The organism is Mesorhizobium sp. WSM4842, assembly GCF_055901575.1.
Genome location: NZ_CM148372.1, coordinates 5,303,807 through 5,319,669, shown reverse-complemented (window position 1 = coordinate 5,319,669; position 15,863 = coordinate 5,303,807). Strand labels below are relative to the sequence as shown.

Annotated in this window: 16 protein-coding genes; 13 read left to right on the top strand and 3 right to left on the bottom strand. The window is 62.7% G+C overall.

From position 1 onward, the window contains the following. Positions 1-52 precede the first annotated feature (52 nt). The 10 genes from AC0NIE_RS25995 (at position 53) to AC0NIE_RS25950 (ending at position 9,491) form a co-directional block, all read left to right on the top strand. Positions 53-742: a TetR/AcrR family transcriptional regulator gene (locus AC0NIE_RS25995; RefSeq protein WP_473486708.1), complete on the top strand. Its 690-nt coding sequence runs from the start codon at positions 53-55 to the stop codon at positions 740-742. A 232-nt stretch (positions 743-974) separates the two neighbouring features. Next, complete coding sequence (locus AC0NIE_RS25990) at positions 975-1,715, top strand: FadR/GntR family transcriptional regulator (protein WP_473486709.1); 741 nt, start codon at positions 975-977, stop codon at positions 1,713-1,715. Next, positions 1,712-2,887, top strand: coding sequence for a PLP-dependent transferase (locus AC0NIE_RS25985; RefSeq protein ID WP_473486710.1), 1,176 nt, complete (start codon positions 1,712-1,714; stop codon positions 2,885-2,887). The genes AC0NIE_RS25990 and AC0NIE_RS25985 overlap by 4 nt, the downstream gene beginning before the upstream one ends. Before the next feature lie 27 nt (positions 2,888-2,914). Next, a complete protein-coding gene (locus AC0NIE_RS25980; protein WP_473486711.1) occupies positions 2,915-4,174 on the top strand; it encodes an ABC transporter substrate-binding protein in 1,260 nt (419 codons plus the stop codon). A 104-nt stretch (positions 4,175-4,278) separates the two neighbouring features. Further along, on the top strand, positions 4,279-5,214 hold the full coding sequence (locus tag AC0NIE_RS25975) for a carbohydrate ABC transporter permease (RefSeq protein ID WP_473486712.1): 936 nt from the start codon (positions 4,279-4,281) through the stop codon (positions 5,212-5,214). A gap of 19 nt (positions 5,215-5,233) precedes the next feature. Continuing rightward, the gene (locus AC0NIE_RS25970) at positions 5,234-6,067 is read left to right on the top strand and encodes a carbohydrate ABC transporter permease (RefSeq protein WP_473486713.1); all 834 of its coding nucleotides are present in this window, start codon (positions 5,234-5,236) and stop codon (positions 6,065-6,067) included. 10 nt (positions 6,068-6,077) lie between these two features. Next, on the top strand, positions 6,078-7,178 hold the full coding sequence (locus AC0NIE_RS25965; RefSeq protein WP_473486714.1) for an ABC transporter ATP-binding protein: 1,101 nt from the start codon (positions 6,078-6,080) through the stop codon (positions 7,176-7,178). Between the two features lie 265 nt (positions 7,179-7,443). After that, positions 7,444-8,058, top strand: coding sequence for a hypothetical protein (locus AC0NIE_RS25960; protein ID WP_473486715.1), 615 nt, complete (start codon positions 7,444-7,446; stop codon positions 8,056-8,058). A gap of 3 nt (positions 8,059-8,061) precedes the next feature. Next, complete coding sequence (locus AC0NIE_RS25955) at positions 8,062-8,907, top strand: 23S rRNA (adenine(2030)-N(6))-methyltransferase RlmJ (protein ID WP_473486716.1); 846 nt, start codon at positions 8,062-8,064, stop codon at positions 8,905-8,907. 131 nt (positions 8,908-9,038) lie between these two features. Next, positions 9,039-9,491 (top strand): hypothetical protein, encoded by a 453-nt coding sequence (locus tag AC0NIE_RS25950; protein WP_095496612.1) that lies wholly within the window; start codon positions 9,039-9,041, stop codon positions 9,489-9,491. Here the strand turns inward: AC0NIE_RS25950 and AC0NIE_RS25945 are convergent. Both AC0NIE_RS25945 and AC0NIE_RS25940 read right to left on the bottom strand, forming a co-directional pair. Continuing rightward, complete coding sequence (locus tag AC0NIE_RS25945) at positions 9,461-9,799, bottom strand: transcriptional regulator (protein WP_473486773.1); 339 nt, start codon at positions 9,797-9,799, stop codon at positions 9,461-9,463. The genes AC0NIE_RS25950 and AC0NIE_RS25945 overlap by 31 nt on opposite strands. 448 nt (positions 9,800-10,247) lie before the next feature. Beyond that, positions 10,248-10,796: a hypothetical protein gene (locus tag AC0NIE_RS25940; RefSeq protein WP_473486717.1), complete on the bottom strand. Its 549-nt coding sequence runs from the start codon at positions 10,794-10,796 to the stop codon at positions 10,248-10,250. Positions 10,797-11,245: 449 nt separating this feature from the next. Here AC0NIE_RS25940 and AC0NIE_RS25935 point away from each other — a divergent pair, with 449 nt between their 5' ends. Continuing rightward, on the top strand, positions 11,246-11,842 hold the full coding sequence (locus tag AC0NIE_RS25935; protein WP_473486718.1) for a glutathione S-transferase family protein: 597 nt from the start codon (positions 11,246-11,248) through the stop codon (positions 11,840-11,842). An 82-nt stretch (positions 11,843-11,924) separates the two neighbouring features. Here the strand turns inward: AC0NIE_RS25935 and AC0NIE_RS25930 are convergent, their stop codons facing one another. Next, entirely contained in the window at positions 11,925-12,575 is a 651-nt protein-coding gene (locus AC0NIE_RS25930) for an outer membrane protein (RefSeq protein WP_473486719.1), read from the bottom strand. Positions 12,576-12,982: 407 nt separating this feature from the next. On the opposite strand from AC0NIE_RS25930, the gene AC0NIE_RS25925 reads away from it, so the two are divergent. After that, positions 12,983-13,759 (top strand): SDR family oxidoreductase, encoded by a 777-nt coding sequence (locus AC0NIE_RS25925; protein ID WP_473486720.1) that lies wholly within the window; start codon positions 12,983-12,985, stop codon positions 13,757-13,759. Next, positions 13,756-15,843, top strand: a complete 2,088-nt coding sequence (gene uvrC / locus AC0NIE_RS25920; protein ID WP_473486721.1) for an excinuclease ABC subunit UvrC — start codon at positions 13,756-13,758, stop codon at positions 15,841-15,843. The genes AC0NIE_RS25925 and uvrC overlap by 4 nt, the downstream gene beginning before the upstream one ends. Positions 15,844-15,863 lie beyond the last annotated feature (20 nt).

Genomic DNA, 15,863 nt, shown 5'->3' with positions numbered 1-15,863 from the left:
ATTCGTCGCGTTGCCGGTTCAAAATCGACGTTCTGAACAGCGAGGGAGACGGATGGCTGCAAAACGCAGCGGCGCCCGGAGCAAACGAGGGATAAATGAGCGGCTCCAGCCCGTGCAGGAGCCGCGCAGTGAACCGCCGCTCTCTCGGGAACGCATCGTGGCGACCGCGGTAGAACTGCTGGACGCCCAGGGAGTCGACGGATTGACGATGCGTCGGCTGGCCGATCGCCTCGGTTCGGGCGTGATGAGCCTGTATTGGCACGTCGACAACAAAGAGGATGTCTTTGATCTGGCGCTCGACTCGGTGCTCGAATATCGCGGACCGCCGCAAATGGTTGAGTCTCGAGACTGGCGCGGAGATGTCGTTCATATGCTCGAAGACTGGCGCGCCAGCATGCTGCGCCATCCCTGGTCGGCATCGCTGTTGCCGCGCCGGGCACTCGGCCCGAACATACTCAGTCGCCTGGAACTGCTGAGCAACACCTTGTCCAGAGCCGGGGTTGCGGACGCAGATGTGAACGTCGCGATATGGTCGCTCTGGAACTATGTGATGGGCGCCACCATCACCCGGGCGAGCTTCGACCTCTCGGACGACGACAGGGTCGCCGCGCAGCAACGCCTTACACGTCTCAGCGAACGCTACCCGACAATCGAACGCTCTCGTCTGCTGTTGGATAACGATTGGGGCGGCACCTTCCGGAAAGGCCTCGGTTTCCTCCTCGATGGCCTCTCTCCAGGATGAGGCTGAACGGTAGCTCTGGCTCAAAGCGACTGTCGCAAAATCCCCGTTTAAACGACAGTTTTTGCACCTGATTTTTGCAACGTCGCAGCGGAAGCCTTTGCGGCAAGGTTTAAGGTTCCACAGCGGGTCGTGAGCCGAAATGCAAACTGAGACACTGCCCAGGGCACTTGACGAAAGGTCGGCCGCGCGCAAATCTGCTAAGATGTCAGACCAATTTTGTATGTAGGTTCCCATGCGAGCGCGCGGCGAACTGCCCGGGGCATCTGCTACGCGTGTGGCAATCGCCACGCTCCCGCCATTGGATCGCGGCAAGCAGGTCATGGAAGCGCTGGCCGACTATGTCGAGCGCGCTGCGTTGAAGAGCGGTGACCGGCTTCCGACCGAACGCGAATTGATGGCCGCGCTTTCCGTCGGGCGCTCGACGATACGCGAGGCGATGGGGCGTTTCGAAGCGCTCGGCGTCACCGAGACCCGCAAAGGCAGCGGCACCTATCTGCTCAAGCCGATATCCGCCGGCACGATCCATTTGCCGCTGTCGCTCGATACGGCAGAGCTGCGCGATGGTCTCTTGCACACCCTCGAGGTACGCCGCGGCATCGAGGCCGAGGCAAGCATGGTCGCGGCGCGGCGGCGGACTGTCGACGATCTGCGGACGATCGAGGAAAAACTCATCGAGATGGAGCGCGTCCATCTCGCCACCGGCACGTCGGGTCCGGAAGACCTGGCCTTTCACCTGGCCGTCTACGACGCCACGCACAACCCGCTTTTCCGGCAGCTCCTGGGGCAGATGCGCGAAGCGTTCGAGCGCTTTTGGGACCATCCTTTTGACCGGCAGGATTTCGCGCGGCGATCGTTCCCGTATCACCGCGAACTGTTCGATGCCATCGTCGCCAGGGACGCGGAGCTGGCGCGGGGAAAAACGCTGAAGATCCTCGAGATCGTGGAAGAGGATATCGAGGAAATGTCGAAATGAACGGTCCCGATTTTTTCGACCAGGCATCGCTGATCGCCGCGCATGACGAGGGCAACGCCTTCGATGCCGTCGTGCCGCCGATCGTGCAGACCTCGCTCTTCACCTTCCCGAACTATGACGAGATGCTCGAGACGTACCGCGGCGAAAAGGTGCGGCCGACCTACACGCGCGGGCTAAACCCGACCGTGCGCATGTTCGAGGAAATGCTGGCAAAGCTGGAGGGCGCCGAGGACGCGATCGGTTTTGCGAGCGGCATGTCCGCCATCTCGTCGGCAGTGCTGAGCTTCGTCGAGCCGGGCGACCGCATCGTCGCGGTCAGGCATATCTACCCGGACGCGTTCCGGCTGTTCGGGACGCTGCTCGCGCGCATGCGCATCGAGGTGACCTATGTCGACGGGCGCGACGAAGCCGCTGTCGCGAGCGCCCTGCCTGGCGCCAAGCTGTTCTATATGGAAAGCCCGACCAGCTGGGTCATGGAAACCCATGACATCGGTGCGCTCGCTGCGCTGGCAAAGTCCCGCGGCATCCCGACCATCATCGACAACAGCTGGGCCAGCCCGGTCTTCCAGCGGCCGCTGTCGCTCGGCGTCGATGTGGTTGTCCACTCCGCGTCCAAGTATCTGGGTGGCCACAGCGACGTCGTCGCCGGCGTGGTCGCGGGCTCGAAGGACTTGATTGGCCGCATCCGCGGCGAAGCCTACCCATATCTCGGCGGCAAGCTGTCGCCATTCGACGCCTGGCTCTTGATTCGTGGCTTGCGCACACTGCCGATCCGGATGCGCGCGCATCAGGCCTCCGGCCTCGAAATCGCACGGCGCCTGCAGGATCATCCGATCGTCGAGAAGGTCTGCCATCCGGGGTTGGCCAACCTGCTTCCTGCGGGGCTCACCGGCACGTCGGGCCTGTTCTCATTTGTCTTCCGCGACGGCATCGACATCCGGACGTTTGCCGACCACCTCAAGCTGTTCAAGCTAGGCGTGTCCTGGGGCGGCCACGAAAGCCTCATCGTGCCCGGCGAGGTCGTGCTGCAGCAGAAGGCCCAACCCAATTCCGCGATGGCGTTCGGCGTCCATCCGCGGTCCGTGCGTCTCCATGTCGGCCTCGAGGGAACCGAGGCGCTGTGGAGTGACCTGGAAACGGCTATCACAGCCGCTTCCGAAGAAAAGACCTGAAGCAACCAGACAAGAAGGGAACGGAAAATGAAGAAGCTTCTTATCGCCGCATTCGCCACCGTACTGATGTCGGGTGCTGCACTCGCCGACACGACGCTGAAGCTCGTGGAGGTGATCACCAGCCCCGAACGCACCGAAACCCTGAAATCGATCGTCTCCAAATTCGAGGCTGCCAACCCGGGCACGAAGGTCGAGGTCATCTCGCTGCCCTGGGGCGAGGCGTTCCAGAAATTCGCGACCATGGTGTCCGCCGGCGAAATCCCCGACGTCATGGAGATGCCGGACACCTGGCTGTCGCTCTATGCCAACAACGGTCTTCTCGAGAGCCTCGAACCCTATCTTGCCAAATGGGAGCACACCTCGGGCCTCACCGATCGCGCGCTCGAACTCGGCCGCGACGTGAACAACACCGCCTACATGCTGCCCTACGGCTTCTATCTCCGGGCGATGTTCTACAACAAGCAGCTGTTCCAGGAGGCTGGTGTCACCGAGCCGCCCAAGACGATGGACGAGTTCGTGGCGGCATCGGAAAAAGTATCCAAGCTTCCAGGCAAATATGGCTACTGCCTGCGCGGCGGGCCGGGCGGCCTCAACGGCTGGATCATGTTCGGCGCAACCATGGCCGGGTCCAACAAGTTCTTCAATGAAGACGGCACCTCGACGATGAACAGCGAAGGCTGGGTCAAGGGACTGACCTGGGTCGTCGACCTGTACAAGAAGGGATTGGCACCGAAGGACAGCGTCAACTGGGGTTTTAACGAAATCGTCGCCGGATTCTACACCGGCACCTGCGCAATGCTTGATCAGGATCCAGACGCGCTGATCGCAATCGCCGAGCGGATGAAGCCGGAAGACTACGGCGTCACGACCATGCCGAAGGGGCCGTCCGGCAAGACGTTCCCGACCATCGGCTATGCCGGTTGGTCGATGATGGCGGCAAGCCAGAACAAGGACCTCTCCTGGAAGCTGATCGAAACGCTTGAAGGGCCCGAGGGCAATGTCGAGTGGAACAAGCGCACCGGTGCGCTGCCGGTCCACAAGTCGGCCGAAACGGATCCCTTCTACGCAAGCGAGCAGTTCAAGGGCTGGTTCGCCGAACTCGAGGACAAGGATGCGGTGCCGACGGTCATGCCGACCTATCTCGAGGAGTTCGCCTTCTTCAAGGACTCGATGGTCATCAAGACCAGTCAACAGGCATTGCTCGGCGACATCACGCCCGAGGAAATGGCCAACCAGTGGGCCGACTATCTGACCAAGGCGCAGCAGAAGTACCTGGCCAAGAAATAAACGGCGGACCTAGAGCATCGGAGCCGCCCATCGCCGGGTGGCTCCGATAGGCCTCGTCCATGGTCGATTGGAAGGATGTCCAATTGGAACGAAAGCGTTAGCTGATGGTTTTTGACGCCACCGCCGGGTTCCCGGAATCGCGCCGCCGGTCGCTGGTCGACCGGATCACGCGCCACGCCGAGCCATATCTTTACACCGCCCCGGCGCTGATTCTGATCGTCACCATCATGCTGGCGCCGCTGGTGCTAGGCCTGTCCTACGCCTTCCGTGACGTGCACTTGCTTAATCCCTTCTCTGGCGGGTATGTCGGGCTCGATCATTTTCGAACCCTTTATGACGACGATAATTTTTATCGGGCGCTGCGCAACACGCTGTGGTGGACCGGCGCGTCCGTCTTCCTGCAGTTCGTATTCGGCCTGGTCCTGGCGCTGTTGCTCGACCGGCCGTTTGCCGGCCGCGCCATAGCGCAGGCGCTGGTGTTCCTGCCCTGGGCGGTGCCGACCTTCCTCACCGGGCTCAATTGGGCGTGGCTGTTCAATCCCGTCATCGGACCGCTGCCGCATTGGCTTCATGCGCTCGGCCTGATGAGCGAGCCGGCCAACATCCTTTCCAATCCGCAGCTCGCCATGTGGGGACCGATCATCGCCAACGTCTGGTGGGGCATTCCCTTCTTCGCCATCACGCTGCTGGCCGCGCTTCAGGCTATCCCACGCGACCTCTACGAGGCGGCGGCGATCGACGGCGCCGGCGCGATCAGGCGGTTCACGTCGATCACGTTGCCATTCCTGGCGCCGACCATTGCGATCACCGTGCTGTTGCGCACTGTCTGGATCTCGAACTTCGCCGACCTGATCATCGTCATGACCAGCGGCGGGCCGGCCGACCGCACGCAGATCGTCGCGAGCTACATCTTCACGCAGGCCTTCAGAGCCCTTGATTTCGGCTACGCCTCGGCCATCGCGCTGGTGCTGCTCGTCCTGCTGCTCGCCTATTCGATGCTGATCGTCATGCTGCGGCAAGTCCTGATGGATCGGTCGTGATGGGTCGGGGGATGACCAGATGAACAGGTATTCGACCTTCGGCACCGCGCTGCACCGCCTTGCGATCCTCTGCTACGTGGTCTTTGCGCTGTTCCCGCTGTTCTGGCTGTTGAAAGTATCGGTGACGCCGAACGACCTGCTCTATTCGGAGGGCGTGCGGATGTGGCCGTCGCGGATGAGCTTTGAACATTTCCGTTTCGTGCTCGCCCACAGCGCATTCCCGGTCTTCTTCAGGAACAGCATGATCGTTGCCGGCGCAACGGCCGTGATCGTGACGCTGCTCGCGTCCCTCTCCGGCTATGCGTTGTCGCGTTTCACCTTCCGCGGCAAATACTGGCTGGTCGCGCTGATGCTGCTCACCCAGATGTTTCCATTGGTGATGCTGGTCGCGCCGATCTTCAAGATGCTCTCGCCGCTCGGGCTGACCAACAGCCTGACCGGGCTGGTGGTCGTCTACACCGCCTTCAACATCCCCTTCGCGACGTTCCTGATGCAGTCGTTCTTCGACGGCATTCCCAAGGAACTGGAGGAGGCGGCCAAGATCGATGGCGCCACGCAGTTCATGGCGTTTCGCCAGATCATCCTGCCGCTGACGCTGCCCGGCATCGCCGCGACGCTGGGCTTTGTATTCACCGCCGCATGGAGCGAGCTGCTGTTCGCGCTGATGCTGATTTCGGGCAACAGCGCCGCAACGTTTCCGGTCGGTCTGCTCACCTTCGTGTCGAAATTTTCGGTCGATTTCGGGCAGATGATGGCGGCCGGCGTACTGGCGCTGATCCCGGCCTGCCTCTTCTTCCTGTTCATCCAGCGCTATCTGGTCCAGGGCCTGACGGCCGGCGCGGTCAAGGGCTGAGTGAGGTTTCATGGCATCGATCGACATCCGCAACGTCCGCAAGAATTTCGGCATCGTCTCCGTGCTGCACGGCGTCGACTTGTCGATAAAGAACGGCGAGTTCGTGGTGCTGGTGGGGCCGTCGGGCTGCGGCAAGAGCACGCTGCTGCGCATGATCGCCGGGCTCGAGGAGGTGACCGAAGGCGAGATCCGGATCGACGGCATGCGCGTCAATGAGCGGGCGCCCAAGGACCGCGACATCGCCATGGTGTTCCAATCCTACGCGCTCTACCCGCACATGAATGTCGCCGAGAACATGAGCTATGGCCTGCGGATCCGTAAGGCCGCCCGCGAGAAGATCACGGCCGCTGTCAGCAATGCGGCCAGGAAGCTTGAGCTGCAGCCGCTGCTTGCGCGGCGGCCGAAGGCACTGTCGGGCGGTCAGCGCCAGCGCGTGGCGATGGGCCGCGCGATCGTGCGACAGCCCAAGGCATTCCTGTTCGACGAGCCGCTGTCCAATCTCGACGCGCGCTTGCGCGAGCAGATGCGGGCAGAGATCAAGAAGCTGCACCGCGATCTCGGCGCGACCTCGATCTATGTCACCCACGACCAGATCGAGGCGATGACCTTGGCCGACCGGATCGTCGCCATGCATGAGGGCGTGGTGCAGCAGGTCGGCAGCCCGCTGGAGCTTTACGATCGCCCCGCCAACCTGTTCGTCGCCGGCTTCATCGGATCGCCGGCCATGAATTTTCTGTCGGCACGCTACGAGGTCGGCGCAGGCACGGCCGGCGCACGATTGCCTGACGGAACGCTGATTGCGCTTTCGTCAGCCTATCAACTCGAGGAAGGCGCGGCGGTAACGCTCGGCATCCGGCCGGAGCATGTCGAGATATCGCCGGCCTCGGAGGGCAGCCTGAGGGCGACGGTCGACCTGATCGAGCCGACCGGCTTCGGCATCATCCTGCATCTCGGCCTGCATGGCCTGCCATTCAACGTCTTCACGCTCGACCGGGCCGCGCTCACGGCCGGTCCGACGGTGACGGTGGCATTCCCGCCGCAACATTTGCATCTGTTCGATGAGACTGGAAAGCGCGCATCGGAATCGATCCTCCAGAAGGGGAAGGGCTGATCCCCCCTTTCGGCCGTTCCGATCATTCGAATTTTCCCAAAACCGGTTCCCACCTTTGGGTCCGATGCTATTGTCCTATCTTGGCACCGCCGAATTCGATACGACATTCGATCTCGGCGTCGACATGGCTCCTGGGACGAGATGGAACGCGCCCGCGGCGGCGCTAGATCATGATCCCGAACCGAAGGTCAGCGAAGCAAAAAGTGGGAACCGGTTTTCGGACGAGATCATGGTCAAACAACAACAGGGCTAGGTAGTCGAGCGCATGCGCTTTCTGTTTCTTCTGATCCTGCTCGCCGGCACCGGCATCGGCGTCGTCTATCCCTGGGCGATGACCAATTTCTCCGGCCATGAGATCGGCACCTGGCGGGTCTACGAACAGGGCCGGTTCAGGCCGGTGACGGTGCCGCTGTCCGGCCGCGACGCGCCGGTGCGGGTGCTGGTCGATCTTACCGCCAGGACCGAACGCATCGTCGTATCGCAACAGCGCACCGTATTGACGCTGACCGCCGCCACCGGTGGCAGGACGGTGCTCGCCTCGACACTGCAGTTCACCCATTCGGAAAATCCGCGCCAGGTCAGCCCGCAACTGCCGGACAAGATCTTTCGCGACGAGGCAGGACTGATCCCGATGGTCAGCCCTGGCCCCTACATCTTCACCGTCGGCCCCGGCGACGCCGAAGGCATTGAGATGCGGGCGGTGGATCTCGTGCTGCGCTCCGGTGTCGGCGAGATCGACCGCCGGGCGCGGCCGGTCGGCTTCTCGCTGATGGCGGCCGGCCTGATCGGGCTGCTGCTGGCGTTGCGTTTCGGCGGGCGGCGACCGCAAAATCCGAATTCGCAGCCGCCACCGCCGCGCTGGGGCAGGGGCTCGAGTTAGCTCGTGAATTACCGCCACGCCTATCACGCCGGAAACTTCGCCGATGTCGTCAAGCATGTCGTGCTGAGCCGGCTCGTCGAATATTTGAAACAGAAGGACAAGGCGTTTCGCGTCATCGACACCCATGCCGGCATCGGCCGCTACGACCTGGCGTCGACTGAAGCGCAAAAGACCGGCGAATGGCAAGGCGGCATCGGCCGGCTGGTCGGCGCCGAGATCGGCGCCCCTGCGGCAGCACTACTGGCACCTTATCTGGAAGCTGTCCGTTCGCTCAATCCCGAAGGCGGCGTGAAACAATATCCCGGCTCGCCGCTGATCGCGCGTCATCTCATGCGCAAGCAGGACCGGCTGTCGGCGATCGAATTGCATCGCCAGGATGCCGCGAAACTGAGGGCGCTATTCCAAGGCGATTTCCAGACCCGGGTGATCGAGCTCGACGGTTGGTTGGCGCTCGGCGCGCATCTGCCGCCGAAGGAAAAGCGCGGCCTCGTACTCGTCGATCCGCCGTTCGAGGAGGAGGGCGAGTTCGATCGCCTCGTCGACGGGCTGCGGAAAGCCCATAAGCGCTGGCCCGGCGGCATCTATGCTTTGTGGTATCCGGTCAAGGACCGCAAGGCGGTCGCCGCCTTCCGGAAGGCGCTGGTGCAGTCAGGCGTCCCGAAGCTGCTCGATATCGGCTTCGAGATCAGGCCGCCATCGGCCGAGCCCAGCCTCGACGGCGGCGGCATGGTGGTGGTCAACCCGCCGTTCACGCTGGAGGGCGAGCTGCGCACGCTGCTGCCGGCCTTGCACACATTGCTTGTCGTTGAAAAACCGGCGCACTGGACGCTGGAATGGCTGGCGGCGTAGGGCGGCAGAGGTATTCGCGCGCCTGTCCTGGCTGAAGGCGATTTCGAACTAGGAAACCATTGTCTCTACAACCGCTTGACCGCGCGCAAGCGAATCCGCACAGTGCGCGCAATCGACCATAAGAGGCTGCCATGACTCGCTTCGCCCAATCCGCCCTTGCCGCACTGATCGCACTTTGCACGCCGCTCGGCACGTCCCTGGCTGTCACCCAGGCAGCAAAGGCGGCCGACCTTGCCGTCTACGTCGACGAAGACAGCGGCGTTTGCGGTGAGGCTTGGGTGCTGAACAAGATCACCAGCCGCTTCTCCTACCAGGTGCACCACGTGCCGAATCTGCCCGATGTCGAGATCACAGATTTCCAGCGCATCCACCAGCACCGCTATCTGCCGGCCAACGAAACCTGGCCGATCGGCCGCCGCTATTGCGGCGCCACCGTCAGCCTGTCCGACGGCCACGCCCGTACCATCTGGTATCTGATCGAGGAAGGGCAGGGCTTTGCCTCGATCGGCGACAATGTCGAATTCTGCGTCTCGGGCTTCGACCGCTGGATGGTCTACAACGGCCGCTGCCGCGTCCTGCGCTGAACGCGTTTACCTGGCTGCTCCGCCTCATCGAGGATGGCGCGAAGGAAGGCGGCGTGACCGCGAAAGGCGCGCCGTCCGATTGACGTCGCCTTGACCCGCGTTTGCGGCCGGCGTCCGACAAACAGCTTTTCGACATCGACATATCCCGCCTTGGCAAGCGTATCGATATGCGCGCCGAGATTGCCGTCGGTCGCATTGACGATGGCCTTCAATCGGGCGAATTCCAGCGCATTGCGCCTTTCCAGAGAATTCAGCGTGGCCATGATCCTGAGCCGCACGCTCTGGTGGATGATTTCGTCGGCAGCCATCATCGGGCCTGCTGTGGTGTCCGGCGTTCAGTCTCACTGATCTGGGACAGCGCCGCTCGATCTTGCGCGAATGACATGCGCTTCTCCCGCATACTGCAGAATACTCTGCTGAATAGAGTAATCTGTCAACCTTAGCAAAAAATTGCCCCTCTCGAACGCAGGCAAGGTCCTGGCGCAGAGCGGGGCCGCGTCCTGCTTTTGCAGCTTGTGTAGATCGTCCGGTTGACAAGACGATGAGATCGTTGAAGCAGCCGCATCATGGTGTTGCCGGTCGATGATCAACGAGCAAAACGCTTGCTAACCTTCAGCGCTTCGTAGCAAGATTGGTCCGGCAAAGCGCGCACAATGTCTGTAGCAAACCGTCGGCAAAGATCGAAGAGCAGCAACGGCATTTTGCGAAATCAGCACGAGCGTGTGTCGCCTGTAACCAAAACTTAAACTGAAAAAATCATGCTAATGCTTCGCTGGCTAGACAAGCGCGAGTCAGATATGCATTACGCGCCGGGTCATTAACGGCCGTCGGCACAACTAAGGGGCATGATATGGCTAAACAGTCATCCAAAGCGCCGGCATCCAAGTCACCGGCAAAGAAGGCACCGGCAAAGAAAGCACCAGTAAAAGCAGTGGCGGCAAAGGCCGCGGCCGCTGTGAAGAAAGCAGCACCTGCTGCCAAGCCGAAGGCCGCCGCGGCCAAGGCAAAAGCAGCGCCGGCCAAGAAGCCGGCCGCGAAAGCCGCGGCAAAACCGGCAGTGAAGAAAGCAGCACCAGCCAAGGCCAAAGCAGCGCCGGCCAAGAAGCCGGCCGCGAAAGCCGCGGCGAAGCCGGCAACGAAGAAAGCAGCACCTGCCAAGACTGCGCCGATAAAGAAGGCTGCACCGGCCAAGAAGGCTGCGCCGGCAAAGAAAGCGGCTGCAGCGAAGTCTTCGGTAGCGGTGAAGAAAGCAGCGCCGGCGGCCAAGCCGAAGGCGAAGGCAGCGCCCGCGAAGGCGAAGGCCAAGAAGTAATCGCGTTTCTTCGCTCGCGGAGAAGACAGTTAAGGGCGGGTGCCGGACAGGCGCCTCGCTCGCAGGGTCAGTGCTCGGGCAAGAATAGAGGCGGAGGGAAGACAGCTTTTCGCAGCTCCCAGGACTTCGCCGCACGGCGAAGTCCGGTGGGGCATTTCTCTGTGCCCGCAGAGGAATTCTCGGTGCAAGACCGGTGGCTAGGTTCGGGTCTGTCTGACCTGTTCAGATTCTCTTGGGCTGCAACTGCCGTACCGCTCATTGCCTCAAGATCGCAGAGGAACGGTCGTCTGCCGTGGCGCCCGGTTTTTCCGCCTGTGGGCTGTTGGTCATGCCGGCATGCCCGGCCAACAGTGTCGCGGAAATGGATCATGCGCAAATTCTAAGTGCTACAGCATTCTTTGCGCGTCCACGCGCTCTGTACTCGGCAACCAGGAACCCGATCATGCCCAGACTGTTCTACGCCTCCACGTCCCCTTACAGTTCCAAGGTGCGCATGGCCGCGCTTTATGCCGGCATCGCCGTCGATCTCGTGCCGATAAAAACCGAAGACAAGCCAGCCGAGCTGATCGACACCAATCCGCTCGGCAAGATCCCGGTGCTGGTGCTCGACGACGGCCGCTCGGTCCACGACAGCCGCGCCATTACCCAGCATCTCAACCGCATGTCGAAGAACGCGCTGTTCCCGCGCAATCCCGACAGGCGCCTTGAGGCAGAAGTGCTGGAGGCACTGGCCGACGGCATCTGCGACTGCGCGCTGTCGATGGTCTATGAGCGGCGCACGCGCCCCGAAGACATGGTCTATCAGCCTTGGCTCGACCGCCAGTGGGCGAAGATAACCAACGCGCTCGATCTGCTCAACGCCAATCCGCCAAAGCTGCCGAAGAAGATCACCGCCGGCCAACTGGCGCTGCGCGCCTGCCTTGGCTATCTCTCGCTGCGCTTTGCCGGAAAATGGGAAAAGGGCCGCAGCCGGCTGGTCCGCTGGGCAGCGCGCTTCGACGAGAAGTTTCCGGAGCTGAAACCCTGCGTCCCGGCGTGAGCTGGTTGGCACCCAGCCAGAGAAAAGATCAAAAAAAGCCGGGCACGAGGCCCGGCTTTTTCGTGTCGTGGCTTGGACGAATTTAGAACTTCATACCGACGCCGAAGGTGACGCGGTTGTCGCTCGACTTGACCTTGCCGATACCGTCGAAGTCCTTGTCGCCGAAGTCGGTGTAGCGATACTCGACACGGCCGAACACATTGTCGGTGATCTTGATGTCGGTACCGACGCCGGCCGTCCAGCCCAGCATGGTGTTTTCGTCGCTGGAACCAGCGGCTTCGATCTCCTGGTTCTTGAGCGCGCCACCGGCGGTGCCGTAGAGCAGGATTTCCGGGGTGACGGCGTAGCCGAGGCGGGCGCGCAGCGAGCCTTCGAAGCCGCCCTTGGCCTCGACGCCACCATCGTCGCCCTCGATGCCGCTATAGCCGATATCGGCTTCAGCACCGTACACGAAGTTCTCCTGCTGCCACTGGTAGCCGCCGAAGACGCCGCCGACGAATCCATCGGTGTCGACGTCAGTGCCGATATCCTCGGCGTCGGCGTGACCGCTGAAGCCGTAGCCGACGCTCACACCGGCATAGGGACCGGCCCAGGAAGCGACCGGAAGTTCGGCGATCGGGGCGGGTGCCGGCGGCTCTTCCGAGATGACGTCAGCAGCATAGGCGGTTCCGCCGAGGGCGAAGAGCCCAAACGCCACCGCCAGCGGTCGCGCAAATTTAAGATTGGCTTGCATTGTTCTTTACTCCTTAAGCCACAGGCACAGGCTTGCTTTTCACAAGCGCCCTCAACCCGCCGGGGGGATAAACGGGTCTGGCGCTCAACGGTTCCGAATGTCGTGTCGAAATGCGGCTGAAGCGAACCTGAACTTGGGTCATTACCGGGCACGAATGAGGCTGAATTTTGACGTTGTATCTGCGCAACAGATAGTGTCAGGAGGCTTTGCCGTGCCGCGCTGAACACCGCTTGGAGCAAGGGGTCCGGAGCCCTATATTGCGGTCTGACGGCCGAGTCCCGGCCACAGTCGAAAGACCGATCCGGCCGCTTTGCCACAATGCTGCCCAAGGTCCGAACGGCATTTAACGCTTGGCCGGCCATATTTCGCCGACTGGCTGAAATCGAAGCCCATTGAGGATTGACAGGATGAGCAAGGCCGCTGGAACGGCGCTGGTGACGGGCGGGGGCAAGCGGATCGGCAAGGCGATCGTCGAGGATCTGGCCGCGAACGGTTTTGCTGTCGCCATCCATTGCAACCGCTCGCGGGCCGAGGCGGAAGCGTTGGCTGCGCGGATCAACGGCGGCCATTTTGGCCAGGATGGTCGCGCCGCTGTGGTCGCCGCCGACCTGACCGACATGGCCGCGGTCGGCGACCTGATCGGCCGCGCCGCAGCCGCGCTCGGGCCTGTTACACTGCTGGTCAACAATGCCTCGCTGTTCGTGGACGACACGGTTCAGGACGTCGACTGGATTGCCTGGGACCGTCACTTCGCCGTCCATGTGAAGGCGCCGGCACTTTTGGCGCAAGAATTCGCCCGCGCGCTGCCGGAAGGCCAGGAAGGGCTGATCGTCAATATGATCGACCAGCGCGTCTGGCGCCCGACGCCACGCTATTTCTCCTATGCGCTGTCGAAATCGACATTGTGGACGCAGACGCAGATGATGGCGCAGGCGCTGGCACCCCGCATTCGCGTCAACGCCATCGGCCCCGGCCCGACGCTGAAGAGCGCGCGCCAGGAAGACAGCGATTTTGCCGCGCAGGTCGACGGCTTGATCCTGAAGCGCGGCCCGGAATTGCCTGAATTCGGCGCCACCATCCGCTATCTCTGGGGCGCGCGCTCGGTCACCGGCCAGATGATCGCGCTCGACGGCGGCCAGCACCTTGCATGGCAGACGCCGGATGTGACAGGCATTATCGAATGAGTCCCATGGACCAGAAACACAAACGAGGCGGCGCCGCCGACGATCTGCCCCCCGATGTCGACCTCGAGGACGAGGCGGCGGAGGAGATCGTCGATCCGTCAGCGCCCGGTTCCGGCGGCCCTGACGTCGCCTTCACGGCCATCGATTGGACGCCGCATGCCGGCGATGCCGACGGCATGGTCGGCGCCGAAGTCATCCAGACCCTGGTCAAACGGCTGCCCAACGCGCCCGGCGTCTACCGCATGATGAATACCGCAGGCGACGTCCTCTATGTCGGCAAGGCGCGCAGCCTGAAGAAGCGGGTGACCAATTACGCGCAAGGCCGCTTCCACACCAGCCGCATCGGCCGCATGGTGCGCGAGACGTCGACGATGGAGTTCGTCGTCACCCGCACCGAGATCGAAGCGCTGCTGCTGGAAGCCAATCTTATCAAGCGCTTGCGGCCGCGATTCAACGTGCTGATGCGGGACGACAAGTCGTTCCCCTACATCCTGTTGACCGGCGATCATGTCTCGCCCGGCATCTACAAGCATCGCGGCGCGCGCTCGCGCAAGGGCGACTATTTCGGCCCATTCGCCTCGGCCGGCGCCGTCGGCCGCACCATCAATTCGCTGCAGCGCGCTTTCCTGCTCAGGAGCTGCACCAACTCCTTTTACGAGAACCGCACGCGACCGTGCCTGCTGTTCCAGATTAAGCGCTGCGCCGGCCCGTGCACCGGCGAAATCTCGCATAGTGACTATGCCAAGCTGGTCGCCGAGGCGAAGGACTTCTTGTCCGGCCGTAGCCAGAAGGTGAAGACCGATATCTCCGCCGCCATGCAGCAGGCCGCGGAAAACCTCGACTTCGAGCGCGCCGCCATCTATCGCGACCGGCTGGCGGCGCTGTCGCATGTGCAGAGCCATCAGGGTATCAACCCGCAGACGGTCGACGAGGCCGATGTCTTTGCCATCCACCAGGAAGGCGGCCAGGTCTGCATCCAGGTGTTCTTCTTCCGCACCGGCCAGAACTGGGGCAACCGCGCCTATTTCCCCAAGGCCGATCCGGCGCTGGACGCGGCCGAAGTGCTGGGCTCATTCCTGGCGCAATTCTATGACGACAAGCCGACGCCGCGCACCATCCTGTTGTCGCGTGGCGTCGAGGACCAGGAATTGCTGGCCGAGGCGCTCTCCACCCGCGCGGGCCGCAAGGTGGCCATCTTGGTGCCGCAGCGCGGCGAGAAGAAAGACCTGACCGACAACGCGCTGCAGAATGCCCGCGAGGCGCTCGGCCGCCGGCTGGCCGAGACCTCGACGCAAGGGCGGCTGCTCACCGGCTTCGCCGAGACTTTCGGCCTGAAAAAACCGCCGGTGCGCATCGAGGTCTACGACAACTCCCACATCATGGGCACCAACGCCGTCGGCGCCATGGTTGTCGCCGGGCCGGAAGGCTTCGTGAAGAACCAGTACCGGAAATTCAACATCCGCTCGACCGAGATCACGCCGGGAGACGATTTCGGCATGATGCGCGAGGTCATGGAGCGGCGTTTTTCCCGGCTGCTGAAGGAACATGGCGATGTGCCGCAGAGCGAACAGGCGGCGGACGACACCCTGGCCGAACAGGGCGACGATATCGAGGATGCAGGCGGCTTCCCGGCCTGGCCAGACGTCATCCTCATCGACGGCGGCCAGGGCCAGATGACGGCGGTGCGCAAGATCCTCGCCGATCTCGGCATCGAGGATCGTGTCCAGGCCATCGGCATCGCCAAGGGCCAGGACCGTGACGCCGGCCGCGAACGCTTCTTCGTGAGGGGAAAGCCACCGTTCTCGCTCCCCGTGCGCGACCCGGTGCTCTATTTCGTCCAGCGGCTGCGCGACGAGGTCCACCGCTTCGCCATCGGCTCGCACCGCGCCCGCCGCAAGAAGGAGATGGTCAAGAGCCCGCTCGACGAGATCAGCGGCATCGGCCCGGGCCGCAAGCGCGCGCTGCTCATGCATTTCGGCACCGCCAAGGCGGTCAGCCGCGCCGCGATCGAGGATTTGGTCAAGGTCGACGGCATATCCGAGCAGGTGGCGAAGCTGGTCTACAACCATTTTCACGAGAGCTGATGGATTCGGCTATTTTCGGT

Excerpts from the sequence above, each read along its gene's own strand:
- AC0NIE_RS25995 (WP_473486708.1), top strand. The coding sequence starts at position 53 with ATGGCTGCAAAACGCAGCGGCGCCCGGAGCAAACGAGGGATAAATGAG.
- AC0NIE_RS25990 (WP_473486709.1), top strand. The coding sequence starts at position 975 with ATGCGAGCGCGCGGCGAACTGCCCGGGGCATCTGCTACGCGTGTGGCA.
- AC0NIE_RS25985 (WP_473486710.1), top strand. The coding sequence starts at position 1,712 with ATGAACGGTCCCGATTTTTTCGACCAGGCATCGCTGATCGCCGCGCAT.
- AC0NIE_RS25980 (WP_473486711.1), top strand. The coding sequence starts at position 2,915 with ATGAAGAAGCTTCTTATCGCCGCATTCGCCACCGTACTGATGTCGGGT.
- AC0NIE_RS25975 (WP_473486712.1), top strand. The coding sequence starts at position 4,279 with ATGGTTTTTGACGCCACCGCCGGGTTCCCGGAATCGCGCCGCCGGTCG.
- AC0NIE_RS25970 (WP_473486713.1), top strand. The coding sequence starts at position 5,234 with ATGAACAGGTATTCGACCTTCGGCACCGCGCTGCACCGCCTTGCGATC.
- AC0NIE_RS25965 (WP_473486714.1), top strand. The coding sequence starts at position 6,078 with ATGGCATCGATCGACATCCGCAACGTCCGCAAGAATTTCGGCATCGTC.
- AC0NIE_RS25960 (WP_473486715.1), top strand. The coding sequence starts at position 7,444 with ATGCGCTTTCTGTTTCTTCTGATCCTGCTCGCCGGCACCGGCATCGGC.
- AC0NIE_RS25950 (WP_095496612.1), top strand. The coding sequence starts at position 9,039 with ATGACTCGCTTCGCCCAATCCGCCCTTGCCGCACTGATCGCACTTTGC.
- AC0NIE_RS25945 (WP_473486773.1), bottom strand. The coding sequence starts at position 9,799 with ATGGCTGCCGACGAAATCATCCACCAGAGCGTGCGGCTCAGGATCATG.
- AC0NIE_RS25935 (WP_473486718.1), top strand. The coding sequence starts at position 11,246 with ATGCCCAGACTGTTCTACGCCTCCACGTCCCCTTACAGTTCCAAGGTG.
- AC0NIE_RS25930 (WP_473486719.1), bottom strand. The coding sequence starts at position 12,575 with ATGCAAGCCAATCTTAAATTTGCGCGACCGCTGGCGGTGGCGTTTGGG.
- AC0NIE_RS25925 (WP_473486720.1), top strand. The coding sequence starts at position 12,983 with ATGAGCAAGGCCGCTGGAACGGCGCTGGTGACGGGCGGGGGCAAGCGG.
- uvrC (WP_473486721.1), top strand. The coding sequence starts at position 13,756 with ATGAGTCCCATGGACCAGAAACACAAACGAGGCGGCGCCGCCGACGAT.